We start from the raw sequence: 26068 nt of genomic DNA, 5'->3' as shown, positions 1-26068 counted from the left end.
CAACATTAACTGTTTAATCAGAGATTATTCAGCAACGATGATAACATTCAGTTCAGCGAATACGTCACTGTGAACTTGGAAGTGAACTTCGTGGTCACCAGTAGTACGCAGAACGCCATTTGGCAGGCGAACTTCGCTCTTACACATTTCAACGCCAGCTGCAGTTACTGCATCAGCGATGTCACGAGTACCGATTGAACCAAACAGTTTACCTTCGTCACCCGCTTTAGAGCTGATAGTGACAGAACCCAGTGCATTGATCTTCGCTGCACGAGCTTCAGCTGCTGCTAAAGTTTCAGCTAATTTAGCTTCTAACTCAGCACGACGCGCTTCGAAAAACTCGATGTTTTTCTTAGTCGCAGAAACAGCTTTACCCTGTGGGATTAAATAGTTACGAGCATAGCCCGATTTTACGTTAACCTGATCACCCAGGCTACCTAGATTCGCTACTTTATCAAGCAGAATAATTTGCATTACCTTATCCTCTACAAGTCATTAATGGACTATATACCTATTACTGATGACGATCAGTATAAGGTAATAAAGACAGGTAGCGTGCGCGCTTGATAGCACGAGCCAGCTGACGCTGGTATTTTGCACGAGTACCGGTGATACGACTTGGTACAATTTTACCACTTTCAGTGATATAGTTTTTCAGCGTAGCGATATCTTTATAATCGATCTCTTGTACGCCTTCTGCTGTGAAACGGCAGAACTTACGACGACGGAAATAACGTGCCATATGGCTAGTCTCCAGAATCTATCAATTCAATCTGCTCGGCATGAAGCACCAATTTAAATAATCCATTTCGCGCCTGATGGCTACTAATGAATCCTGAAACGGTGATTTGGCTGCCGACCGTTATACTGTGAGTAACTGCTTGTAACGCTTTCCCGCTAGCAATAATGGGCATTCGGCACCATGATTGTCTTTTTAATCCCGCCTCTTCTTGTATTGAACGATGTTCAATAACAAATTGACAGTGCGGGATCCCAGCGGGGCTAACTTTTCGTATTAATGCTTTGCACACTGTGCCAGTTAGCACCAAATGATTATTAGCCGTCACAGCACTAATTACTCTTCAGAATCCTCTGCTACATCATCAACTTCTTCTTCACCATCTAGGTCATCAGCGATATCACGACGGCGTTCGTCTTTTGCTTTAACCATTGGAGAAGCTTCAGTTACTGCGTGTTTAGTACGCATAATCATGTTGCGGAGAACGGCATCGTTGAAACGGAAAGTAGTTTCCAGTTCATCAATCACTTCCTGCGGAGCTTCAACGTTCATCAGAACGTAGTGTGCTTTGTGCAGTTTGTTGATTGGATAAGCTAATTGACGACGACCCCAGTCTTCTAGACGGTGGATCTGACCATTTGCATTAGTGATAGCGGTTTTATAACGCTCGATCATGCCCGGAACTTGTTCGCTCTGGTCAGGATGAACCATAAAAACGATTTCGTAATGACGCATTTGATATTGCTCCTTACGGATTTATCAGCCTCCTGTCAGGGTCAGTCACCACCCATGGAGGCAAGGAACTTGTTTAGTTGTGACTGAAAAAATTGACGCGTAACTATACCCCCACGGTCAATAAAACTCAAGGGAGTATAGAGAATAAAATAAACTAAACGATTATTTCACAATAATACGCTGGCGCATCGCTTCAAATAAACAAACACCAGTTGCGACAGAAACGTTGAGCGAAGACACCGTACCCGCCATTGGAATACTGATCAGTTCATCACAATGCTCACGTGTTAAACGACGCATACCTTCACCTTCAGCACCCATCACTAATGCCATTGGGCCAGTAAGTTTGCTTTGATATAAAGTATGATCTGCTTCGCCTGCTGTGCCGACAATCCAAACATTCTCTTCTTGCAGGAAACGTAATGTACGAGCAAGGTTAGTCACTTTAATTAAAGGAACGCTTTCTGCTGCACCACAAGCCACTTTTTTCGCTGTTGCATTTAATTGTGCAGAACGATCTTTAGGTACGATAACAGCGTGTACACCCGCAGCATCTGCGCTACGCAAACAAGCCCCTAAATTATGGGGATCAGTAACACCGTCTAGCACTAATAAGAAAGGTGTACCGACTTTAGCTAATAAGTCAGGTAAATCTTGTTCTTGATACTGACGACCTGGTTTCACTTTTGCAATAATACCTTGGTGAACAGCACCCTCTGTTTGGCTATCTAACCACTGACGATTAGCCACTTGAACTAAAATCCCCTGGGCTTCTAATTCATGAATAACGGGAGTTAAACGGCGGTCTTCACGCCCTTTTAATACATAAACTTCTTTAAAACGTGCAGGATCACGCTCAAGCAATGCTTTTACTGCGTGAATACCATAAATAATTTCTTCGCTCATAGCGGTACTTACTCATTAAAAAATAAAAGGCACAAAACAGATAAAAGGCGGAGTCTCCGCCTTTTAAAAAAGAACTAGAAGAACAAATCTTATGCTTTATCGCGTTTGGCAGCGCGCTTAGCTTTAAGCTTTGCTTCTATCTTTTTGGTTTGTGATGATGCTTTCTTGCGTTTACTGCTTGCTTTATCTTTAGCAACTTGGTCTTTTACAGCGCTGTCTTTGTTTGCATTACTTTTAGCTGATTTTCCTTTTTTAAAGGCGCTATCTGGCTCAAAGTTTTTATCTTTACTTGCATCACGACGTCGAGACTTACTAGAACTTGCGTTTCTCTTGTCTTTTTCACCCTTTAACCCGCGAACGCGTGCTGTTTTACCCGGGTTACGCGCGGTACGTGTTGTTGAAATTAAGGAGAAATCGATAGTACGTTCATCCATACTGACTGCTTCAACTTTAACTTCAACTTCATCACCAAGGCGATAGACTTGTCCTGAGGACTCACCAATTAAACGCTGCCCCACATTATCATATTGATAGTAATCATTATTTAATGTAGAAACATGTACCAAACCATCAATAAACAGATCATTTAAACGAACAAAGAAACCAAAGCCCGTTACGCTGGTGATTATACCGGTAAATTGTTGACCAATTTGATCCAGCATAAAGTCACATTTCAGCCAATCAGCCACATCTCTTGTTGCTTCATCAGCACGGCGTTCAGTTAAAGAACAGTGCTCGCCTAATTGCAACATGGTGTCCATATCACTATGGTAGCCACCTGTTGGGGTCCAACGCTGTGAGCCATGGCCTTCTTGTTTGGCAATTTGATATTTAATTGCACGGTGCAAAGCTAGGTCAGGATAACGACGAATTGGTGAGGTAAAGTGCGCATAAGATTTTAATGCTAAACCAAAGTGCCCACGGTTTTCAGGATCGTAAATCGCCTGCTTCATTGAGCGCAAAATCATGGTTTGTAGCATTTCACGATCAGGTCTGTCTTCAACCTCTTTCATGACTCGCGCATAATCTGCTGGCTCTGGCGTTAAGCCCCCTGGCAACGTTAAACCTAATTCATTAAAGACTGAACGTAAATTCAGTACGCTTTCTTCTTTCGGTTTATCATGAATACGATAAAGTGCAGGTTCTTCATTCTTCTCAACAAAACGAGCTGCAGCAATATTCGCTAAGATCATGCACTCTTCAATTAATTTGTGTGCATCGTTACGAACAACAGGCTCGATACGTTCAATACGACGCTCTGCATTGAAGATAAATTTCGCTTCTTCAGATTCAAACCCTATCGCACCACGTTGCTCACGCGCTTTATCAAGCGCTTGGTATAACTCATATAGATGTTCAATATCTTTAACGATAGGCTTATAGTGCGCACGTAGTTCTTCATCACCTTGAATAATTTTCCACACTTTGGTGTAGGTCATTCGAGCATGAGAACTCATCACTGCTTCATAAAATCTATAAGAAGAAAGGCGCCCTTGCTCAGAAACCGTCATCTCGCAGACCATACACAAACGGTCAACTTGTGGGTTTAATGAACATAATCCATTAGACAGAACTTCTGGCAACATCGGTACGACTTGAGAAGGGAAATAAACAGAGTTTCCTCGACTACGCGCTTCTGCATCTAATGCCGTCTGTGGACGCACATAGTAGCTAACATCAGCAATTGCAACCCATAAACGCCAGCCGCCACCCTTTTTACGTTGACAATAAACAGCGTCATCGAAATCTCGTGCATCTTCACCATCAATTGTGATTAAAGGCAAACCACGTAAATCAACACGGCCTTCTTTGGCAGATTCAGGCACTTCCTCTTTTAAATCAGCGACTTCTTTTGTGACTTTTGCAGGCCAAGTGTAAGGAATTTCATGGGTACGTAATGCGATCTCGACGGCAATACCCGTTCCCATCGTCTCACCTAAAATTTCGACAATACGACCTACGGCTTGAGTTCGTCGCGTTGGTCTTGTAGTGACTTCAACCACCACCACATTACCCATACGTGCACCCATGATATCTTCTTTAGGAATAAGAATATCAAAGCTTAAACGGCTATCATCAGGTACAACAAATCCCATACCTGACTCAATAAAATAGCGACCTACAATTTGATTATTTCGTGGTTCAATCACGCGAACAACACGACCTTCACGGCGCCCTTTTCTATCCATACCTAAAGGTTGAGCAAGGATAACATCGCCATGCATGGTTTTTTTCATTTCATCTTGTGAAAGGTAAAGATCATCTTTTTGACCTTCTGCACGTAAAAAACCATAACCATCACGGTGACCAATTACCTTTCCTTTCCATAAATCAAGGCGTTCAGGTAACGCGTAGCACTGGCGACGGGTAAAAACTAATTGACCATCACGCTCCATCGCTCTTAAACGACGACGTAATGCTTCTAAGTCTTCTTCACCTGAAATTTTTAACGCCTGTGCTAAATCTTCACGGCTCATGGGTGCCGTGCGTTTTTTCATTTCTTCTAAAATATATTCGCGACTAGCAATTGGAGAGGCGTATTTTTCTGCTTCTCTATCCTGAAAAGGATCTTTTGACATTATGACCTCCAAGCTATCAGATTTGATGAAATAGTAGACTCAAACATCTTCTAATAACAATTTATATAAGGAGCTATTATTTTCAACTAGCTCAGCGAGTGTGTGACGGTCTAACTCTTTCAAAAACTGCTCAATTGCCTGATTCAAGACCAGTTTTAGTCGACACGCAGGGGTAATGTGGCAAAACTCAGCACTACAGTTTACTAATGAAAGTGGCTCTAAAGCACGAACAACCTCACCCACAATGATGTCTGTTGCAGGCTTACCTAAACGGATCCCACCATTTTTACCACGAATAGCCTCAACAAAACCTAAGTGGCTAAGTTGATTAATAATTTTCACCATATGGTTACGCGAGACACCATAGACTTGTGTCACTTCCGTGATACTCGTCATTTTGCCTTCTGGCAATGAAGCCATATATATCAATGCCCGCAATCCATAATCTGTAAAACTGGTTAATTGCACAATGACCTCTGAAAAGTGGTTTTCCCTATTAAAGTCGTTAAGGGATAAGTAATTAGTAATGAGAATATCATTTTATTAAGCAATATTATGTTTAATTTTTGGACATTTAGCAAAGATATGCTCAAAAGTGAGTTATTTCCATCTCTCACTTGACTACTAACAAAATAATAGCGACATCATAGGCAAAGAAAAAGCGATACTGTCGATTTTCAACAGATCGCTTTTCTATTTCTGGCATTACAACAATAACATTGTCTTATTGTTTTTACGCATTACGGATAAAACAGAAGCAAAACCGAGTGTAAAGCTGTCTTATCTTATATGTGTAACGCGTATTTTTATCTCAATTTAACCAACAAACAGATACGAAAAAATCGCCCCTGTCATTTTCAGGGACGATTTTCACATCAAACGAATTTAATGCAGATTATGCATCAAATGGATGACGGAGAATGATTGTTTCTGAACGGTCTGGACCAGTAGAAACGATATCAACAGGAACACCTGTTAACTCTTCTACACGTTTGATGTAGTTCAGCGCCGCTTGTGGCAGTTGAGCGTGATCTTTCACACCAAAAGTACTTTCATTCCAACCTGGCATTGATTCATAGATAGGCTCGATACCTTCCCATTCATCAGCAGCTAAAGGTGTTGTATCAATGACTTCACCGTTTGGTAAGCGATAACCCACACACAGTTTCACTTCTTTCAAACCATCTAACACATCCAGTTTCGTCATGCAAAAACCAGACAGTGAGTTGATTTGAACAGCGCGACGAATAGCGACGATATCTAACCAACCAGTACGACGGCTACGACCCGTGGTTGCACCAAACTCTTGGCCTTTCTCACGTAAGAAGTCACCCACTTCATCAAACAATTCAGTTGGGAATGGACCTGCACCTACACGAGTAGAGTAAGCTTTGATGATCCCTAATACGTAACCAACATAACGAGGGCCTAAACCTGAACCTGTTGCTACACCACCTGCGGTTGTGTTTGAAGAGGTTACATACGGATAAGTACCGTGGTCGATGTCTAATAAAGTACCTTGTGCACCTTCAAACATCACTAACTCACCGTTTTGTGTTGCTTTGTACAGTAAGTCAGAAACATCAACAACCATACCTGTCAGAATATCAGCGATTGCCATGATATCGTCTAAGGTTTTTTGGTAATCAACAGGTTCAACTTTGTAGTAGTTAACCAGTTGGAAGTTATGGTATTCGATGATTTCTTTGAGTTTTTGTGCAAACGCTTTTTTATCAAACAGATCGCCAACACGTAAACCGCGACGAGCAACTTTATCTTCGTAAGCTGGACCGATACCACGGCCTGTTGTACCGATAGCTTTCTCGCCACGCGCTTTCTCACGCGCATTATCTAATGCGATATGATAAGGAAGGATTAATGGGCAAGCTTCAGACAGAAGTAAACGAGAGCGAACAGGAATGCCACGATCTTCAAGTTGGGTCATTTCCTTCATCAGCGCTTCCGGTGATAACACGACACCGTTTGCTATGATGCTAACAACATTTTCACGGAGAATGCCTGATGGGATCAAATGAAGAACGGTTTTTTCACCGTCGATGACTAGAGTGTGGCCTGCGTTATGGCCACCTTGGTAGCGAACAACATACTTAGCGCGTTCTGTCAGCAAATCGACTATCTTGCCTTTGCCTTCGTCACCCCACTGGGTGCCCAATACGACAACGTTATTACTCATTTCAAAATACACTCGGTTGCTTAAAAAAGGATTCTACCATCTCAAATCAAGAGTTACAGTAGATTTTATCTAATTATGTCATCCCCGCTTTTAAGCAATAGATTATCTTGCCATTGTCAATATTTTTGCCCGAAAAATCCGCACCACAAACATATTGTGACTTTCATCAACAGTTTTGATCGCAAAAATAGGAAGCAGAGTGACATAAAAGTGAAAATGGCGAAGAAGACGCTTCGGAATTGCCGAAGGTTTATCTTGAAATGCAATTTTCACTTTATACTATCCCAGCTAAAACCATTTTGGAAACCATTAAGCATAAATTTTCATCTTTTTATGCACAATTATTTATTTCTTAGCTTGATTATTAGCATTAACTTATTAATATCCAAAAAAAAATCCCCCACTTTTTAAAGATGGAGGATTTTATAATTTACTCAAACGGTTTAATACGTTTGGAAATTACTCTTCAATCGCTCGCGCTTTTGTTGGTGCTTTCATATAGCGTAAGAAATCGCTATCTGGGCTTAATACCATGACGTCATTGCCATCTTGGTTAAAGCTTTTCTCATAAGCACGTAAGCTACGAATAAAGGCATAGAAGTCTGGATCTTGGCTGAATGCATCAGCAAACAGTTTAGTTGCTTGGGCATCACCTTCACCGCGAAGACGTAAAGATTCACGCTCAGACTCAGCAAGTGTCTCTGTTACGGTTTTATCCGCAGCAGCACGAATTTTCACAGCTTGCTCTTGACCTTGTGAACGGTGACGACGAGCAACAGCTTCACGTTCTGCACGCATACGCTGATAAATCGCCTCAGAAACTTCCATAGGTAAGTTGATTTGCTTGATACGAACGTCAATCACTTCAATACCTAATGCCGCCATACTGTTCATATTGATAGCGGGAGCTTGACCTTTAGTTTCTTCAGCTACCTTCTTCGCTGCAATAGCAATAGCATCATCAGCAGCACTTGTATCACGAGAAGGTGTACCTTCATTCAGTGCATTACGAACATCAATGGTTAAACGACCACGAGAATCTGTAATAATTTGGTTTACGCTCATACGACCAATTTCTGAACGTAAACGGTCACTAAATTTGCGACGCAGCAAAGTTTCAGCTTGCGTTGTATTACCACCACCTGTTGCCAGATAGTAAGTACTGAAGTCACTGATACGCCATTTCAGATAAGAGTCAACTAATAAGTCTTTATTCTCACCGGATAAGAAGCGGTCTTGCTGGATATTCATAGTTTGAATACGCGCATCCAGTTTTTTCACATTCTCAATAAATGGAATTTTAAAGTGAAGACCTGGCTCATAAACAACCGGTTTATTTTCAGCATCACGTACCACTTTCGCAAAGCGTAAAATAATGCCACGCTCATACTGTTGAACGACAAATACAGAAGAGTACAACAACGCTAAAATAATAACTGCAACAACAGCGATAACTTTACGCATGATTATTGTCCTCCTTGATTATTGCCGTAAGGCTGACCATAACCGCCATTATTACTACTACCATATCCACCATTACCATAAGTCGTTGTTGCTGGTTTTTGTGTCGGTGTTGGATTTACAGTTGGAGCGGGTGTGTTGATACGAGCCGGCGCCTCAGGGGTTTTTGATACACCCGTATGAGATGGCTGACGTAGCATTTGCTCTAAAGGTAGCACTAACATGCTGTTGCCTTTATCATTAGCGATGACTTTACGTGTTTTGGATAGCACTTTTTCCATCGTTTCAATGTAAAGACGCTCGCGAGTAATTTCAGGAGCAGCACGATATTCAGGTAAGATTTTAGCAAAACTTGCTACCTCACCTTCTGCTTTCATCACCACACTGGTTTTATAAGCCGTCGCTTCTTCAATCATACGTTGTGCGTTACCTTTTGCTAACGGTAACACTTCGTTTTTATAAGCTTCAGCTTGACGAATTGTTTTTTGTTCTTCTTCACGAGCCGCAATTACGTCATCAAATGCTGCTTTTACCGCTTCTGGTGGGCGCGCAACTTGGAAGTTGACGTCCACAATCGAGATACCCATGTTATAAGGGCGGATAGTCTCTTCTAATTCTTGACGTGTTTGGTCACGAATTTCTGAACGGTTTGAGGTCAGAATTTTTTCCATTTCTGAACGACCAATAACACCACGTACAGCACTGTCAGTTGCCTGACCTAAGCTGTTAATTGGTGTTGTCAGGTTAAACAGGAATGTTTCTGGATCAGAGACAACATACTGCACGTTTATCTCAACTTGAACCATGTTTTCATCTGACGTTAACATCATGCCACCCGTAGTTAAATCACGGATAGTTTTTACGTTAACAGGCTGAACTTCATCAATAAAAGTCGGTTTCCAGTTCAGACCGGGTTCAACGATTTGGTAAAATTTACCAAAACGAGTCACTACGCCTTGCTCTGCCTCTTTGATGGTATAAAAACCACTTGCAGCCCAAACTACGACAACCGCACCTAATGCAAGAGAAATCAAAAGATTTCCAGCATTACCACGAGGCCCGCCATTTTGCCCAGAAGAGGAGTTCCCACCTTTTTTACCACCGAAACCACCAAGTTTTTCACTCAGTTTACGGAACATATCATCGAGATCTGATGCTCCACGATTCCGACCTCCTTGATTGCCGTTGGAGTTACCGTTACCATCGCCATTATTATTGCCGCTGTTTCGGTTACCCCACGGGTCGCGGTCTTGTCCGTTGTTACCGGGCTGATTCCACGCCATGTTCTAGCTCCATTATTATGATTAGATTTATCAGGCTTAAGAGCCGATTTCGTCGCCAGCTCTCAGTTAATGTTCATTTTTATGGCCGAATATCAGACCACGTAATCCAATAAATTGGGTTCCTGCTTGCAAAGGCGGCGCCAGTCTATCATAGGCATACGTATGATTAGTCCAACTTTACCGTCTTTTTCAATCCATTCACGTTCTATTGACTGTAATTGATAAAAGCGGCTACGCAAGCGCCCTGTATCTTCTGGCGGTAAACGTAATTCAAAGTGTGCGATCTCACCTGAAAGACGTTCTGTCAACGCCTGATACAACAGAGGAATACCTTCGCCTGTTTGTGCCGAAACCCAAACCCTAACGGGTAAGTTTTCTTCATTTCGATCAATTCTTGGAGTGAAGTCTTCAAGAAGATCAATTTTGTTCATAACATGCAGTGTTGGTATCTCTTGAGCATCAATCTCTTCTAATACACTTTCAACGGCATGAATATTTTCCTCAAAACGACTATCTGCTGCATCAATAACATGAAGAAGTAAGGTTGCTTCTCGTGTTTCTTGTAAAGTGGCTTTAAAAGCAGCAACAAGATCATGAGGTAAGTGTCGAATAAATCCAACAGTATCGGCTAATACAACCGTTCCCACATCCTCAACTTGAATACGTCTTAATGTAGGATCTAATGTTGCAAACAACTGATCTGCTGCATATACATCAGAGCAGGTGATATGATTAAATAAACTCGATTTCCCCGCATTCGTGTAACCAACAAGGGATAATGTTGGAATATCAGCTTTACTCCGCGCTTGTCGTCCTTGTTCACGCTGACGCTCAACTCTACCCAATCGCATTAGAATTTGACTAATTTTACCTCGGAGTAAGCGGCGGTCTGTTTCTAGCTGAGTTTCGCCTGGTCCTCGTAACCCAATCCCCCCTTTTTGTCTTTCAAGGTGAGTCCACCCTCTGACTAAACGGGTTGACAAGTGACGTAACTGGGCGAGTTCTACCTGTAGTTTTCCTTCATGGGTTCTTGCTCTTTGAGCAAAAATATCAAGGATAACTCCCGTGCGATCAACCACTCGGCATTCACAAAGTCTTTCCAGATTTCGCTCTTGTGCAGGTGTCAGTGCATGATTAAATAAAACAACATCTGCACCACTTGCTTTTACAGCCTCGGCAATTTCTTCTGCCTTACCTTCACCCACATAATATTTGGGATGAGGTGCTTTACGATTTCCTGTAATAATCTGAACTGGCTTAACACCCGCAGATGTCACCAAAGATTCAAATTCTTGCAAATCATCAACGTTCTTTTCTTGAGAAAAGAAGACGTGCACTAAAACGGCTAATTCGCCACCTTCATAACGATCAAACAAAGGCGAAACCTCTTGGACTTTATAAAAACAGGAAAAAACATAGGTAAAGTCTCCCTACCTATGTTTTTCTTATATCAAGAATAATATTGGATTATTATTCTGCAACATCATCCTGCTGAGCAGCACCACTATTGTAGCCTGTACCAGTTTGGTTCGTGCCTGTATTGCTATGATGAGAAACAGGACGCGAAGGTACCACGGTAGAGATAGCATGTTTATATACCATCTGACTGACTGTGTTTTTCAGCAAAATAACAAATTGGTCAAAAGATTCGATCTGACCCTGCAATTTAATGCCGTTTACCAAATAGATAGAAACGGGAACCCTTTCACGACGTAATGCGTTCAAGAAAGGATCTTGCAAAGATTGCCCCTTAGCCATTCTATGTTTTCCTTATTTTGTTGTTTTATATTAGAACCCAATTGGTTCGAAAAATGAACTACTCAAAAATTGCGCTTTGGCAACTATCAATTTTACACAAACCTACCATCTATGCACTAACTACCTGCAAAACAGTGTCAAGAGATTGTTTTGGATCTTCACTGTCAAGCCAGTGAATGTTATTCCAACCCCTTAACCAGGTGATTTGTCGCTTCGCTAATTGCCGGGTCGCGCAGATCCCTCGATAAACCATCTCATCATAATCTATTTCGCCTGATAAATATGACCACATCTGGCGATAACCGACACAACGTACAGAAGGTAGATCTTCATGCAAATCGCCCCGTTCATACAATGATTTTACTTCATCTTCAAATCCACACGTTAACATCTGTTTAAAACGAGCTTCAATGCGTTGGTGAAGAACATTTCTGTCTTTCGGAGCAATCGCAAATTGATAAACATCATAGGGCAAAGACTCGCCTGATATTTTTGTCAATTCCGTCATTGTCTTACCTGAAATCAGGTAAACTTCTAACGCACGAGAAAGCCGTTGAGGATCATTAGGATGGATCCGTTGCGCTGCAACAGGATCAACTAACGCTAACTCTTTATGTATTGCCTCCCACCCTTGCTCTGCTGCTTTTTTTTCTATTTCAGCACGAACATCCGAATTGGCACTAGGTAAAGGCGATAGACCTTCAAGTAACGCTTTAAAATATAGCATAGTCCCACCCACTAATAGTGGAATTCGTCCAACTGCAGTAATTTCTTCCATTGCATTTAATGCATCTCGTCGAAAATCTGCAGCAGAATAGGGAAATGCGGGGTCTAGAATATCAATTAATCGATGTGGAGCAAGCGATTGCTCATTCGCATCTGGCTTTGCTGTACCAATATCCATACCACGATAGATAAGAGCTGAATCCACGCTAATAATATCTACAGGCAGTTTCTGTCTCAGTGCAATTGCTAATGCTGTTTTACCTGACGCTGTAGGTCCCATTAGAAAAATTGCTTTAGGTTTTATTTGCGTGTTCACTTCGCTCATTATTTAATGCCACTACCACCGGTTGTAAATCAATTAATTGTAATAAGTTTTTGGCTGGCTGTCTGACATATTGAGGACAGAGTCTTTCAATATCAGCCAATAGTCCTACTGCTTGAGCTTGCGACCATTGCGTCTGCTCTGCCCCTAATTGTTTTGCAAACCACTGTCCAAGTTGTTGCTCGGTACAAGATTGCTCTGCTGACAAATAAGCGAATAATGCTGTCAGTAACACGGGTAAATTTTGCTGACGCAAAGGTAACGACACTGCATGTATTGTTGCTTTACCGTGAGAAATTTCGATAACGATCCCGAAATGACTGATTAGCGACTGAAACTGATTGAATACACTAATCTCCTCTTTACTCAACGCCAACTTTAAAGGCACTAGCAAAGGTTGTGGCTTCAATGTTTCATCTTTAGGCAGTAATTGCGCACATTTTAACAGAAAATCCGCTTCTTCCAATGATAATAGCCCAAGACCTTGTGAAGATTCTATTAACGCATATTTGTGCTGATAAATTGCCAATACTCGCCCAAAAGTATAATCAGTTTGTCCATCTTTCGCATTGACGGAACGAGGCATCACCGAAATAGTATCTTCTTCGATATTATTAGTTGTATGAACGATTTCACCTAAATTCAATGGGGCACGCTCAGGAAATAGGGGTATTTTTTCTTTATCTTTTGATGTTGATACACTTTCTTGCATCATTTTTTGATAAAGCGCACCTTGTGTCCGCTGATAACTTTCACCAAACTGATGGCGACCTCCAAATTGAGAGGCTTGCTTTTGATGTGAGTTACTGTTGTGCTCTCGTTCACTGTATTGGTATGATGATGATCGATTTGACGGAGTTTGAGCTATTGGTACTTGATAAGGCTGAGAAAATACGTTTTCACCTGCAACTTGACGATTTTCAGGGAAGTTTAACGCTGTTTCGTGTTCTTCTTCATCATCTGAAGCTAATGATAAAGGTTCTTGGGTTGCTTGTCGTAAAACACTCAACACACCTTGATAGATAAAATCATGAACCAAGCGAGATTCATGAAAGCGAACTTCATGTTTAGCGGGATGGACATTAACATCGACTTGGTGAGGATCAACACTTAAATACAAAATGTAAGAAGGTTGCTGTTCTCCTTGCAAATAACCTTCGTAAGCTTGGCGAATAGCATGATTAATTAATCTATCACGCATCATTCGTCCATTCACATAGCAATACTGAATTTCACTACTTTGCACTGGTGATAAAGGATGTTCTACCCAACCTTTTATTGCTAAATCACCATGTTCCCACGATAACTGCATTGATTGATTGACAAAATTATTACCACAAATCGCACTCAAACGGCGATTTTGCTGACTTTCATCTTTTACTGCACGGTATTGCCGAACACGTTTGCCGTTATGAGTAAGATTGATAGTGACATCAAAACGCGATAACGCAATTCTACGAATCACTTCATCAATATGTGCAAATTCTGTTTTTTCAGTCCGTAAAAATTTACGTCTTGCTGGCGTGTTATAAAACAGATCAAGAACTTCAACCGTACTTCCCACAGGATGAGCGGCAGGTTTAATGGTGACTGCCATATCTCTGCCTTCTGCGTAAGCTTGCCATGCTTCTTCTTGATCTTGAGTACGCGATGTCAGGATCAAACGGGAAACAGAACTAATGCTCGCTAATGCTTCTCCACGAAACCCCATACTCATTATGGCTTCAAGATCGTCAAGAGTTGATATTTTGCTAGTTGCATGGCGAGCAAGTGCTAACTTCAAATCATCACGATTGATACCGCATCCATTATCACGAATACGAATTAGCTTAGCGCCACCTTTATCGATATCAATATCAATCGAGGTCGCGCCTGCGTCTAAACTATTTTCCAGCAGCTCTTTAACAACAGAGGCTGGTCTTTCAACAACTTCCCCTGCGGCAATTTGGTTTGCAAGCTGAGGAGGTAATAAATTTATCGCCATTACCTTTATTCCATTCTACTCAATCAATTAGGCGCGTTTTGTAAAGGGTGAGCCAGAAAATAATTTCTTAAACCTGCGTGAATAGATGCCGCGAGTTTTTCTTGATAAGCATTAGAAATCAGTAACTGCTCTTCTGACGCGTGGCTGATAAAACCTGTTTCAACTAAAATTGAAGGGATATCTGGTGAGCGTAAAACCCCTAAGCTGGCATGTTCTGGTGTTTTCTTATGTAATGAACCCACTTTTCTTAGCTCAGACAATACAGCAACGGCGACGTCATAACCCACTCGCTGTGAATTACCAAACTGCAAATCGAGCACCGTTTGACTTAAATAAGGATCAGCACCTTCTGATAAAGCATCACCAGCACCGCCTAACAATTCTGATTGTTTTTCACTTTGTTCAAGCCACTTACCTAATTCGCTGTTTGCTCGACGATTAGAAAGCACCCACACAGAAGCGCCTCTTGCACTACGATTTGGTGCTGAGTCAGCATGAATAGACACTAACATATTCGCACTTTGTTTACGGGCAACTTCAGAGCGCCCCGCAACTGAGATAAAATAATCACCACTGCGTGTTAGAACAGGTTTAAACATAGGATCATTACGTAATCGAGCTTCCAACTTTCTTGCTACACTTAATGTCACGTCTTTTTCACGATTACCTTTCTGACCAATCGCCCCCGGATCTTGCCCACCATGTCCTGCATCTATCGCAATAATAATTTGGCGAGAGCCCGCTTGTGGTTTTGATGGAGTGGTGCGAGGTTTCACAATAGGAGCAACTGGAGCAACCTCTGCTTTAGGTGTCATGGTTAAAGGCGCCATTTCTCTATTTGTATTTGAGGCTGATGCCGTCATTGTTGTCGGTGATAACGCAACAACAGTGACTGTTGATTGTGCATTGCTATTTTGTCGACTATTCATAGCCTTGATAGTAAGCACTAACTTATATCCACCACCTACATTCACTAAACTCTCCGTCACCACAACGGGCTGAGCAAGTTCTACAACCATACTTTGGTATTGGCTATCTTTTGATTGCGTTGAGCGGATTTTATGAGCTAACTGCCCATTACCTAGTATTGCCGGTAATCCCGTGATTTTTGTGCTCTGTTTAAAATCCATCACCAAACGGTCAGGACTTTTTAATGAATAATATCGATAACTCGGCTTCCCATCACTAAACGTAAATGTGAGGATTGTTGCTGAAATGCTGTTTTCTGCTTTCACTTCTGTCACAGTAGCGGCTTGTGCTGTTTGCACAAAAAATAAAGACAAAACAACCAACAGAAAGGCAACAACATAGCGCTGACTTTGACTCACAATAGTAATGAGACTCGACATAATCAATATTCCTTTATGCAGACTGAATACGGGATAAAACAGTATTCCCTCTTTGTGAAAGGGCAACAAAACGCGCTTTTCGACCTTCATCTTCATAACTTAGATGAAGTTCTAAATCCGCGTTAGGTAAAAAGCCTTCGCCTTGCGATGGCCATTCAATAAGGCATAACGCGTCTTGCTCAAAATAGTCACGTATCCCCATAAACTCCAACTCTTCAGCAGAAGCTAAACGATAAAGATCAAAATGATAAACCGGATTTGGCGACAGCATATAAGGCTCAACTAATGTATACGTTGGGCTTTTTACATGTCCTTGATGACCCAGCGCTTGTAAAAAGCCGCGGCTAAAGGTTGTTTTTCCAGCACCAAGATCGCCATATAAATAAATGATCAATCCGTGATGCTCCGTTGCCATTGCAACAGTACGCCCGAGTTCAACTGTTGCCGCTTCATCTTCTAATGTAACAACCCATTCTTTCATATTTATATAATCTATTGTTAAGTTATAACAGCTTAATAAAGTGAGATCGTTGGAGAATATCAAATACTAAGCTTTATATGTTTTCTTAAGGCAAATAGTTATCGAAATCACTATCAAATAACCATACCATAAATCTATTTATTGCGAGGATTTTTCCTACTGCCTCACTATGATACACTGCGCGCTCTTAGGACTCACCTCTTACCTATTTATTGATTTGGTTTATTCATGTCATCACTTGATCTTAATCTTCTCGCTCAAAACATAAAATTATGGGGCTCTGAGCTAGGTTTTCAACAAACAGGAATATGTGATACTGACTTATCACTTGAAGAACCTCGCCTGCAAGCGTGGTTAGATAAGCAATATCATGGTGAAATGGCATGGATGGAAAAATATGGAATGACACGAGCCAGACCTCACGAATTGGTTCCGGGTACATTACGTGTTATCAGTGTCAGAATGAATTACCTCCCCACGGATGCGGCTTTTGCACGCACCTTAAATAATCCAGAACAAGGCTATATCAGCCGTTATGCGCTTGGTAGGGATTATCACAAAGTATTAAGACAGCGTCTTAAAAAACTCGGCGAAAGAATTTCACAATATTGTCAGCAATTTGAATATCAAGGGATAGTCAACTTTCGTCCTTTCGTTGATTCAGCACCGATTATGGAGCGCCCATTAGCCGTTAAGGCTGGGCTTGGTTGGGTTGGTAAACACTCACTTGTGATTAACAATCAAGCAGGCTCTTGGTTTTTCCTTGGTGAACTACTGATTGATTTGCCATTACCTACTGATAGTCCTGTTGAAGAACAATGTGGTAAATGTGTCGCCTGTATGACAACCTGTCCGACAGGTGCCATTGTTGAACCTTATACCATTGATGCTCGCCGTTGTATTTCTTATCTCACCATCGAGCTCGATGGTGCTATTCCTGAAGAATTTCGCCCTCTAATGGGTAATCGTATTTATGGTTGTGACGATTGCCAGCTTATCTGTCCTTGGAATCGTTTTTCATCACTGACTGACGAAGACGATTTCTCCCCAAGAAGAGCGCTTCATACCCCAGAATTACTCGATCTGTTTCAATGGAGTGAGGATAAATTTCTGCGTATCACCGAAGGTTCCCCGATCCGTCGTATTGGCTATTTACGTTGGCTTAGAAATATTAGCGTGGCGTTAGGAAATGCACCTTATCAAGATAAAATTATACTTGCCCTGCAAGAACGCTTTGGATTGAGTGATGTGTTAGATGAACATTTAAACTGGGCGATTGCACAACAGACAGCGAAGAGAAATGAAAAAGAAGTAAAAATACAGACTTCACAACAAAAACGCTTAGTAAGGGCGATAACTAAAGGCTTACCTCGTGATGCTTAATTTTTAACAGATTAAACACATTACGAGTAACCATTAATTTCCTCTGTGAATAAAATAAAAATCCCTTGTCTATCAACATGAACAAAAAATTCAAGCGAACTAAGACCCAAAATTTAAAAAAATAAAATAAACTTAGTTATCAATTAGATATAAAATCCAATCAATTTATTGAAGAGAATAATATCCTTATCACTTAAGGATACGTACTTGTGGATAACTCTGTGCAGTAAAAAAATAAATAGTGCTTAGATGCGGTTATTATTAGCATCTCACTGTGGATAAATCGATTTGGAAAGATTTTAAGAATAGTAGAATATATATCACATTTTTTTAAAGAAAAGCCTGAGAAACCCTTTTCTTTTTCTAAAATACTATTCAATGCATGTTTAACAGAATAAAGGCCTAAAACCTAAAAAATGATCTTGCCTCTGATTTCCCCTCTAAATGAGGAAAGGCGCACATTCTAGTGCTGTCAAATTAGAAATGCAAGCAAAGATCAAAGATAGATCACAAAAAAATAGCTTGATCTTACATGTAGTAATGACATTTTCTTTTTTGAACAAATATTCCGCACGCTCTTTTTACGCGTATTAAGTTACATCCCTCAATCTGCACCCTAAAACAGTGTAGTCGATATTAAAAAATGTGAGAGAAAAAACTTAAAATTTCTTTACGGGGATTAAAAATGAGATTTGGTAAGACAGAAGAGAAAAACTTGGAGCGGGAAACGAGACTCGAACTCGCGACCCCAACCTTGGCAAGGTTGTGCTCTACCAACTGAGCTATTCCCGCATTTGGTAAGTTTTGACAATCACTAGTAAAATATTTGGAGCGGGAAACGAGACTCGAACTCGCGACCCCAACCTTGGCAAGGTTGTGCTCTACCAACTGAGCTATTCCCGCGTCGCATAACACCACTAATAACTGTCTAAGAAAGATTGGAGCGGGAAACGAGACTCGAACTCGCGACCCCAACCTTGGCAAGGTTGTGCTCTACCAACTGAGCTATTCCCGCGTCTTTCTTACACCCGTACAAATAAAATTCTTCATCGGTACGGGAAGCGCATTATACGAGAAAAATGCTTAACCGCAAGCCCTTATCAACAAAAAAATACGTTTTTTTGATTACATGCCGATAAAATCATCATAGTGATGTAATATCAATCATGAATGCACGCTTTTTACTCTTTAATAAAGGTTTTACGATAATAAGCAAGCTCTGCAATGGATTCACGAATATCATCCAATGCCTGATGAGTATTCTTTTTCTCAAAACCTTCTAAAATTTCAGGTTTCCAGCGACGTGCTAATTCTTTTAATGTGCTCACATCAAGATAACGGTAGTGAAAATATTGCTCTAGTTCTGGCATATAACGATATAGAAAACGTCTATCTTGCCCCACACTATTACCGCAGATAGGTGATACGCCTTTCGGTACCCATTTTTCTAGGAATTCAATAGTCGCTTTTTGTGCTGAATTATCATCATATGAACTGGCTTTTACGCGCTCAACTAAGCCGCTACCTGTGTGGGTACGTGTATTCCATTCATCCATTAAGCTTAATTGTTCATCAGATTGATGTACTGCAATTACTGGGCCTTCGGCTAAAATATTAAGTTGAGGATCTGTCACGATAGTGGCAATTTCTATGATACGGTCACATTCAGGATCAAGACCTGTCATTTCCAGATCTATCCAGATCAGATTGTTCTCGCTTTTTGACATAATATATCCTAGCTGTTTCTAAGTGTGAGACATGATATTTTAGCGTTTATCATAGCGCGTTTACTCAATAAGCACGATAGAAGAACATCTAACCGAATAATACAAGTGAGGATCGGTGACAAAACGTAAATTATCTAAAGGCCAGCAACGCCGAGTACAAGAAAATCATAAAAAGCGTTTGCAGAGCAAAGAGAAAAAAAACCACGTTGAATTAGACGATACGCAATTAGGCGAAGCAACCGAAGGGCTAGTGATCAGCCGTTTTGGTCAACATGCAGATATCGAAGCAGCTGACGGCACAATTACACGATGCAATATTCGACGCACAATTTCATCACTGGTAACGGGTGATAAAGTTGTTTGGCGCCCTGCGCTACAAACACAAGAAAATGTCCGCGTAAATGGCATTGTAGAAGCCGTACACGAACGAACTTCAGTGCTTACTCGTCCTGACTATTATGATGGTATTAAGCCTATTGCCGCTAATATTGATCAAATTATTATCGTTTCGGCTATTTTGCCTGAACTTTCGTTAAATATTATCGACCGTTACCTTGTAGCATGTGAAACGTTAAATGTTGAGCCTCTAATTGTTCTCAATAAAATCGATATGCTAGATGAAGAAAGCCGTAAGACCGTTAGTGAATGGATGCAAACTTATAAAAATATTGGTTATCGTGTCCTTGAAGTCTCTAGCTATACCAAAGAAGGATTAGAAGCACTGACTCAAGAGCTTATTGGACGCATCTCTATTTTTGCAGGGCAATCTGGTGTTGGTAAATCGAGTTTACTTAACACGCTGTTACCACCAATGGAAGAAAGCATTGTTGTTAATCAAGTTTCTGATAACTCTGGTTTAGGTCAACATACCACAACAGCATCACGCCTTTACCATTTCCCACAAGGTGGCGATGTAATTGACTCTCCGGGTGTGCGTGAATTTGGTTTATGGCACTTAACGCCAGAACAAGTAACAAAAGGTTTTGTTGAATTCAGGCCGTATCTTGGTGGTTGTAAATTCCGCGATTGTAAGCACTTAGACGATCCGGGTTGCTTAATAAGTGAAGCGGTGAGAAACAACGAAATTGCAGAAACGCGATTTGAAAATTACCATCGAATTTTAGAAAGTATGAGTCAGGTGAAAGTTCGTAAGAACATTAATTTAGACTCTTAACAATTGATTCACTGACACCCCTATTAAGGGTGAGTACAATAGACCCCTTTTGTCTATTTTTATCGTTTAATCCCAGAGGTTGCCATTTTGGACAAGCTAAAAATTAAACTACAGTATTTATTGCCTAAATTATGGCTAACACAGTTAGCTGGCTGGTTCGCAAATAAAAAAGCGGGTGCTATCACCCAGTTTGTTATCAAGGCTTTTGCAAAAGCTTATAAAGTTGATATGAATGAAGCGAAAGATAGCCAGTTTCAAGCTTATTCCACTTTCAATGACTTTTTTATTCGCGCCTTAAAAGACGGTGCTCGCCCTATTATTGAAGGTAATGACAAACTTGCATTACCGGCTGATGGTGCAGTAAGCCAACTTGGTCCAATTCAAGATGATCAAATCTTGCAAGCCAAAGGACATCACTACACCCTTGAAGCATTACTTGCTGGTAATTTTATGTTGGCAGATAAGTTCCGTAATGGTCAGTTTATTACGACATATCTTTCACCTCGTGATTACCACCGAGTTCATATGCCTTGCGATGGTTTATTAAAAGAGATGATTTATGTTCCAGGTGATCTCTTCTCTGTTAATCCATTAACGGCGGCTAATGTCCCTAACTTATTTGCACGTAATGAACGTATTATTTGTCTCTTTGAAACACAATTTGGCCCAATGATACAAATTTTGGTTGGTGCAACAATTGTCGGTAGTATTGAAACGGTTTGGTGTGGCATGGTCACGCCACCTCGCGAAGGTATTATTAAACGTTGGACATATCCTCAAGCAGATAAAGCAGGAGCGATATTCTTGAAAAAAGGTGAAGAGATGGGTCGATTCAAGTTAGGCTCAACAGTCATCAATCTTTTCCCAGAAAATACCGTTCAATTGAATAAAGATCTTATGAATGGCTCCGTTACATTAATGGGAGAACAACTGGGTTCCATCATTAATGTCGCTGGTAATGACAACAATGCCATCAGTGAATAACACGTAATTCGGAGTAACCTTTGTGCGCCTGATAATCAGTCTTTTCTTCTCGCTTTTTTTGACATTTTCATTCAGTACATCCGCAATATCAGCAGATGTAGAAAAATTGCGTCAAGATATAAAACAACTTGAAGGAAGTACCAATCCTCAAGATATTGAGACAGTTCAGGCGCTACAAGGCACTATCAATTGGATTAATGATGGCGAAAAAGCGCAAGCAAATGCAGATAATTATCAAAAAGCTATTGATGATTATCCAGAGATCACGAAAGAACTCAGAACTAAGCTTCTTGAAGAAAGCCACTCAGTTCCAACTATCCCAGAAAAAATTAGCATTCCTGATTTAGAACAGAAAATTATTCAAGTCAGTAGCCAATTAATGGAGCAAGCAAGGCTTCAACAACAAGAGCAAGACAAAAGCCGAGAAATTAGTGAATCGTTAAACTTATTACCCCAACAGCTTTCTGAAGCACGCCGTTTACTCAGTGACGCGACAGCAAGACTCGCGGCTGTTAGTGCGTCAACAACACCGTTAACAGAAGCACAAAATAAGCTCACACAAGCGGAAGTTACCGCACGTAAAGCCATGGTTAATGAGCTTGAAATGGCACAACTTTCAGCTAATAACCGCCAAGAAATCGCTCGCCTTCGCTTAGAATTGTTTAAGAAACGCTATCAGCGCCTTGATGTACAACTACAACAATTACGCAGCTTATTAAATATAAAGCGCCAAGAAGTCGCTGATCTCGCATTAGAGAAAACAGAGATGTTAGCGGAGAAAGGTGGTGAGCTTCCTGAGTTTCTGACAAAACAGATCCAAACTAACCGTGAACTCTCTCAAATCTTGAATAAACAAACACAGGAAATGAGCGAACTGTCAGAAAAACAGCGCATTACTACACAACAGACACAACAAGTTCGTCAAACACTTACCACGATCCGAGAACAAGCACAGTGGTTAAGTGGCTCGACAGCATTAGGTGAAGCATTAAGAACACAGCTTTCCCGCTTACCCGAAATGCCTCGTTCACAAGAGCTTGATAGAGATATCATTCAATTACGTGTTGAACGTTTACGTTATGAGGATATGCTGGAAAACTTAAGTAAAATCCAGCCACCAGAAACGGCTGATGGTTCTAAATTACCTGAAGCTCAGCAATATATTTTTGATTCTCTTATCCAGGCACGTCATGAATTATTGAATTCGTTGCTATCTGGTTATGACTCTCAAATTCTTGAATTAACAAAACTAAAAGTTGCGACAACACAATTAGCCGATGCTTTAAAAGAAACAAAAGACGCGACAAACCGTTATATGTTCTGGGTTGCTGATATGAGCCCAATCAAATTTAATTATCCAGTTCTATTAGTTAAAGATATCACTCGACTGCTTTCATTAGATACCTTTTCACAATTAGGTCATGCTGCTATCAGCATGCTTAAAAATCAGGATACGTTCCTATTCTTATTTGTCACTTTATCCATTGTGGGCTTTAGCCTGCGCACTCGAAAACATTACAACGCATTCCTTGAAAGAGTCAGCAACCGTATAGGTAAAGTCACTCAAGATCATTTTTCACTGACGATACGCACCGTTTTTTGGTCTATTTTAATTGCACTTCCGCTACCGCTGTTATGGTCTGCGGTCGGTTATGGCTTACAAAGTGTTGAATGGCGTTATCCAATGGCCGGCGCGATTGGCTATGGTGTAACAGCAGCCGCTCCCGTGTTGTGGCTATTTATGATCAGTGCAACCTTCGCACGGCATAACGGCCTGTTTATTGCTCAATTTAAATGGAAAGAGAGCCGTGTTAAAAAAGCAATGCGCTTTTACCAACTCTCTATTTTTGTCATCGTTCCGCTGATGATGTCATTAATTACCTTTGAATATTATAGCGATAGAGAATTTGCACCGACGGTCGGTCGCTTCTGTTTCTTACTACTCTGTATCGCCCTAAGCTTTATTACGTCTAGCCTTAAAAAAGCTCACGTTCCGCTTTATCTTGATAAACATGGATCTGGCGATAACCTGATCAACACCATTTTATGGTGGTTCTTACTGGTTGCGCCTGTTATTGCAGGTTTAGCCGCCGTCTTAGGTTACCTTTCTACCTCGATTGTCTTGCTCGGTCGTTTAGAAATGTCTGTCGCCATTTGGTTTGCTCTACTGATTATCTACCATATTATTCAGCGATGGATGCTTATTCAGCGCAGAAAATTAGCCTTTGAACGTGCTAAACAAAAGCGTGCAGAAATTCTGGCACAGCGCGCAAAAGGTGAAGATGAAAATACGATTGTCGGAAGCAGTGGTGAAAGCACAGTAGGACTTGAAATTGAAGCTCAAGAAATAGATCTTGATGCGATCAGTGCGCAATCTATTGGTTTAGTTCGTTCTATTCTGACTATGATTGCATTAGTCTCAATGATCTTATTGTGGTCTGAATTAAACACAGCGTTCTCTTTCGTCGACAATATCCGACTTTGGGATGTCACCTCATCGGTGAATGGTGTTAACACAGTGCAACCTATCACCATGGGCTCTATTTTAGTGGCGATCCTTGTCATTATTATTACAACCCAATTAGTTCGAAATCTCCCTGCTTTACTTGAGTTGGCTATTTTACAGCATCTTGATTTAACGCCCGGTACAGGTTACGCCATTACCACCATGACCAAATACACCATCACCTTAATTGGTAGTATCGTGGGTTTCTCTTTATTAGGGATTGAATGGTCAAAATTACAGTGGCTAGTGGCAGCAATGGGGGTCGGATTAGGTTTTGGTTTACAAGAAATTTTTGCCAACATCATTTCAGGTTTGATGATCTTATTTGAAAAACCAATTCGTATTGGCGATACCGTTACCATTCGTAATTTGACCGGAAATATCTCTAAGATCAACACGCGAGCAACTACGTTAACCGACTGGGATAGAAAAGAAATTATCGTACCGAACAAGGCCTTTATTACAGAGCAATTTATTAACTGGTCACTATCAGATTCAATTACGCGTATCGTAATGACAATCCCAGCACCTGCAGACTGCAACAGTGAGCAAGTGACCAATGTGTTATTAGAAGCCTCAAAACGTTCTACGATGATTTTAGAAAACCCTGCGCCTGAGGTTTATCTGGTCGATTTACAGCAAGGTATTCAAATTTTCGAACTACGTGTTTATGCAGCAGAGATGGGACACAGAATGCCAGCAAGACACGAGATCCATCAAAATATTCTCTTAGCCTTTGCAGAACACGGTATTCCATTACCGTTCCCACCATTCCAAGCAAGAGTGGATATGATGGGTAATACAATTCGCAGCTCAATGCGCGCAACACCAAGAGAAGTCGGTGGATTATAAGTTCGGCTTCAATTAATTTGATAAAAAGCCATTATCTTATAGAAAAATTACGAAAGATAATGGCTTTACTCCTTTCTTTCTCATTTTTTCAACCTCTTTTATGACGCTTTCTTCACCCTATACTGTGTATCTATTTCTCTTATAGCTCATTGATTGTATAAAATTAATCCGCATTTTCTTTTTAGTCTCTTCTTTCTAAAAAAAAGGAAAATTATTTTTTGATTTTTTGTTTAATAAAATTGATAAGTAATAACTCAAAGAAACTATCTATCACTCGATGGTAATATGAAGATAATAAAGTGAGTATCATAAAGAGAGTGTTACTTTCTCTGGTGAATATTATTAATACAGTATATTTTTCTAACCAAACACCAATTCAGCCAGGTGATAAAGCGCCATTTTGGATACGGCATTTAATTTATCTCAAGGTGAAATGTATTTTATCTCACCTTTATTATTTTACTGCCTCATTAACGACACTGAGCGCTTAACTAAAACCAACCTCCAGTTATTGACCTAAATCATATTTTTACGTTTTTACACTTAATTTAACTCCCTCAACGAGTAGAAATTGCTTTTTGTTAGCTTTTAACTTTTAAATTATTATCTTTAGCTGATCAGTTTGCCTACCTAAGTTAAATAAATTAAGCCATTTATAGCTAACAAAACTTAGCGTCTGCATTTAAAACACCAGCAGCTTTACATATTAAAATATCTCTGCATCCCCATATTTAACACTGAGCACAGTCTAATTTGGATTATCACATAGTGTTTGTTATCAGAAGTGATCTTCTTTTTCTTTCTTTAATCATTTTAAGCTAAATATAGAAATATTTAATCTTTTAAGTTTTAATACTAAAAAAGAATAAGAATAAATTAAAAACAAAAAGTAAAACAATTAAAAATAATAAATTTAAGAAAATTA

The 26068-nt window shown here is 40.4% G+C and carries 22 protein-coding genes and 3 tRNA genes; 4 read left to right on the top strand and 21 right to left on the bottom strand.

Going from position 1 to position 26068, the window contains the following annotated elements; all coding sequences use genetic code 11:
- Positions 1–24 precede the first annotated feature (24 nt).
- From rplI to tsaE, 17 genes are all read right to left on the bottom strand, one after another.
- Positions 25–474, bottom strand: a complete 450-nt coding sequence (rplI, locus tag H1225_RS17210) for a 50S ribosomal protein L9 (protein ID WP_023583606.1) — start codon at positions 472–474, stop codon at positions 25–27.
- A 40-nt stretch (positions 475–514) separates the two neighbouring features.
- The gene (rpsR, locus tag H1225_RS17205; RefSeq protein WP_000135199.1) at positions 515–742 is read right to left on the bottom strand and encodes a 30S ribosomal protein S18; all 228 of its coding nucleotides are present in this window, start codon (positions 740–742) and stop codon (positions 515–517) included.
- Positions 743–746: 4 nt separating this feature from the next.
- Complete coding sequence (gene priB / locus H1225_RS17200; RefSeq protein ID WP_006535746.1) at positions 747–1067, bottom strand: primosomal replication protein N; 321 nt, start codon at positions 1065–1067, stop codon at positions 747–749.
- An 8-nt stretch (positions 1068–1075) separates the two neighbouring features.
- Positions 1076–1474, bottom strand: a complete 399-nt coding sequence (gene rpsF, locus H1225_RS17195) for a 30S ribosomal protein S6 (RefSeq protein WP_006535747.1) — start codon at positions 1472–1474, stop codon at positions 1076–1078.
- Positions 1475–1636: 162 nt separating this feature from the next.
- Positions 1637–2380, bottom strand: a complete 744-nt coding sequence (gene rlmB / locus H1225_RS17190; RefSeq protein ID WP_006535748.1) for a 23S rRNA (guanosine(2251)-2'-O)-methyltransferase RlmB — start codon at positions 2378–2380, stop codon at positions 1637–1639.
- An 89-nt stretch (positions 2381–2469) separates the two neighbouring features.
- Positions 2470–4959 carry a ribonuclease R gene (rnr, locus tag H1225_RS17185; RefSeq protein WP_115065035.1) on the bottom strand — a complete coding sequence of 830 codons (2490 nt, stop codon included), beginning with the start codon at positions 4957–4959 and terminating at the stop codon, positions 2470–2472.
- A gap of 39 nt (positions 4960–4998) precedes the next feature.
- Positions 4999–5427: a nitric oxide-sensing transcriptional repressor NsrR gene (gene nsrR, locus H1225_RS17180; RefSeq protein ID WP_036914714.1), complete on the bottom strand. Its 429-nt coding sequence runs from the start codon at positions 5425–5427 to the stop codon at positions 4999–5001.
- Positions 5428–5854: 427 nt separating this feature from the next.
- Positions 5855–7153, bottom strand: coding sequence for an adenylosuccinate synthase (locus tag H1225_RS17175; RefSeq protein ID WP_006535751.1), 1299 nt, complete (start codon positions 7151–7153; stop codon positions 5855–5857).
- Positions 7154–7255: 102 nt separating this feature from the next.
- Positions 7256–7426, bottom strand: a complete 171-nt coding sequence (locus H1225_RS17170) for a hypothetical protein (protein WP_164525857.1) — start codon at positions 7424–7426, stop codon at positions 7256–7258.
- Between the two features lie 186 nt (positions 7427–7612).
- Positions 7613–8617: a protease modulator HflC gene (hflC, locus tag H1225_RS17165; protein ID WP_006535753.1), complete on the bottom strand. Its 1005-nt coding sequence runs from the start codon at positions 8615–8617 to the stop codon at positions 7613–7615.
- Between the two features lie 2 nt (positions 8618–8619).
- On the bottom strand, positions 8620–9897 hold the full coding sequence (gene hflK / locus H1225_RS17160; protein ID WP_072064579.1) for an FtsH protease activity modulator HflK: 1278 nt from the start codon (positions 9895–9897) through the stop codon (positions 8620–8622).
- A 92-nt stretch (positions 9898–9989) separates the two neighbouring features.
- The gene (hflX, locus tag H1225_RS17155) at positions 9990–11273 is read right to left on the bottom strand and encodes a ribosome rescue GTPase HflX (protein WP_072064580.1); all 1284 of its coding nucleotides are present in this window, start codon (positions 11271–11273) and stop codon (positions 9990–9992) included.
- Between the two features lie 94 nt (positions 11274–11367).
- The gene (hfq, locus tag H1225_RS17150; RefSeq protein ID WP_006535760.1) at positions 11368–11655 is read right to left on the bottom strand and encodes an RNA chaperone Hfq; all 288 of its coding nucleotides are present in this window, start codon (positions 11653–11655) and stop codon (positions 11368–11370) included.
- A gap of 109 nt (positions 11656–11764) precedes the next feature.
- Complete coding sequence (miaA, locus tag H1225_RS17145; RefSeq protein WP_072064581.1) at positions 11765–12706, bottom strand: tRNA (adenosine(37)-N6)-dimethylallyltransferase MiaA; 942 nt, start codon at positions 12704–12706, stop codon at positions 11765–11767.
- Positions 12675–14687 (bottom strand): DNA mismatch repair endonuclease MutL, encoded by a 2013-nt coding sequence (gene mutL, locus H1225_RS17140; RefSeq protein WP_239739318.1) that lies wholly within the window; start codon positions 14685–14687, stop codon positions 12675–12677. The genes miaA and mutL overlap by 32 nt, the downstream gene beginning before the upstream one ends.
- Before the next feature lie 23 nt (positions 14688–14710).
- Positions 14711–16036, bottom strand: a complete 1326-nt coding sequence (locus H1225_RS17135; RefSeq protein ID WP_072064582.1) for an N-acetylmuramoyl-L-alanine amidase — start codon at positions 16034–16036, stop codon at positions 14711–14713.
- Between the two features lie 13 nt (positions 16037–16049).
- Complete coding sequence (gene tsaE, locus H1225_RS17130; RefSeq protein WP_072064583.1) at positions 16050–16517, bottom strand: tRNA (adenosine(37)-N6)-threonylcarbamoyltransferase complex ATPase subunit type 1 TsaE; 468 nt, start codon at positions 16515–16517, stop codon at positions 16050–16052.
- Between the two features lie 228 nt (positions 16518–16745).
- Between tsaE and queG the strand changes: the two genes are divergently transcribed.
- Entirely contained in the window at positions 16746–17900 is a 1155-nt protein-coding gene (gene queG, locus H1225_RS17125; RefSeq protein WP_109847962.1) for a tRNA epoxyqueuosine(34) reductase QueG, read from the top strand.
- 716 nt (positions 17901–18616) lie between these two features.
- On the opposite strand, the gene H1225_RS17120 is transcribed toward queG, so the two are convergent.
- The 4 genes from H1225_RS17120 to orn all read right to left on the bottom strand — a co-directional run bounded on the left by H1225_RS17120 (position 18617) and on the right by orn (position 19627).
- A tRNA-Gly gene (locus H1225_RS17120) sits at positions 18617–18692 on the bottom strand.
- 35 nt (positions 18693–18727) lie between these two features.
- Positions 18728–18803, bottom strand: a tRNA-Gly gene (locus tag H1225_RS17115).
- Positions 18804–18839: 36 nt separating this feature from the next.
- Positions 18840–18915, bottom strand: a tRNA-Gly gene (locus H1225_RS17110).
- Positions 18916–19081: 166 nt separating this feature from the next.
- Positions 19082–19627, bottom strand: coding sequence for an oligoribonuclease (gene orn, locus H1225_RS17105; protein WP_006535770.1), 546 nt, complete (start codon positions 19625–19627; stop codon positions 19082–19084).
- 115 nt (positions 19628–19742) lie between these two features.
- Between orn and rsgA the strand changes: the two genes are divergently transcribed.
- From rsgA to mscM, 3 genes are all read left to right on the top strand, one after another.
- Positions 19743–20801, top strand: a complete 1059-nt coding sequence (gene rsgA, locus H1225_RS17100) for a small ribosomal subunit biogenesis GTPase RsgA (RefSeq protein WP_072064585.1) — start codon at positions 19743–19745, stop codon at positions 20799–20801.
- 87 nt (positions 20802–20888) lie between these two features.
- Positions 20889–21785, top strand: a complete 897-nt coding sequence (gene asd, locus H1225_RS17095) for an archaetidylserine decarboxylase (protein ID WP_072064586.1) — start codon at positions 20889–20891, stop codon at positions 21783–21785.
- A 22-nt stretch (positions 21786–21807) separates the two neighbouring features.
- Complete coding sequence (gene mscM, locus H1225_RS17090) at positions 21808–25143, top strand: miniconductance mechanosensitive channel MscM (protein WP_072064587.1); 3336 nt, start codon at positions 21808–21810, stop codon at positions 25141–25143.
- Positions 25144–26068: the final 925 nt, after the last annotated feature.

The organism is Proteus penneri (assembly GCF_022369495.1).
Taxonomy (GTDB): domain Bacteria; phylum Pseudomonadota; class Gammaproteobacteria; order Enterobacterales; family Enterobacteriaceae; genus Proteus; species Proteus penneri.
This window is presented reverse-complemented; position numbering and strand designations above follow the sequence as displayed.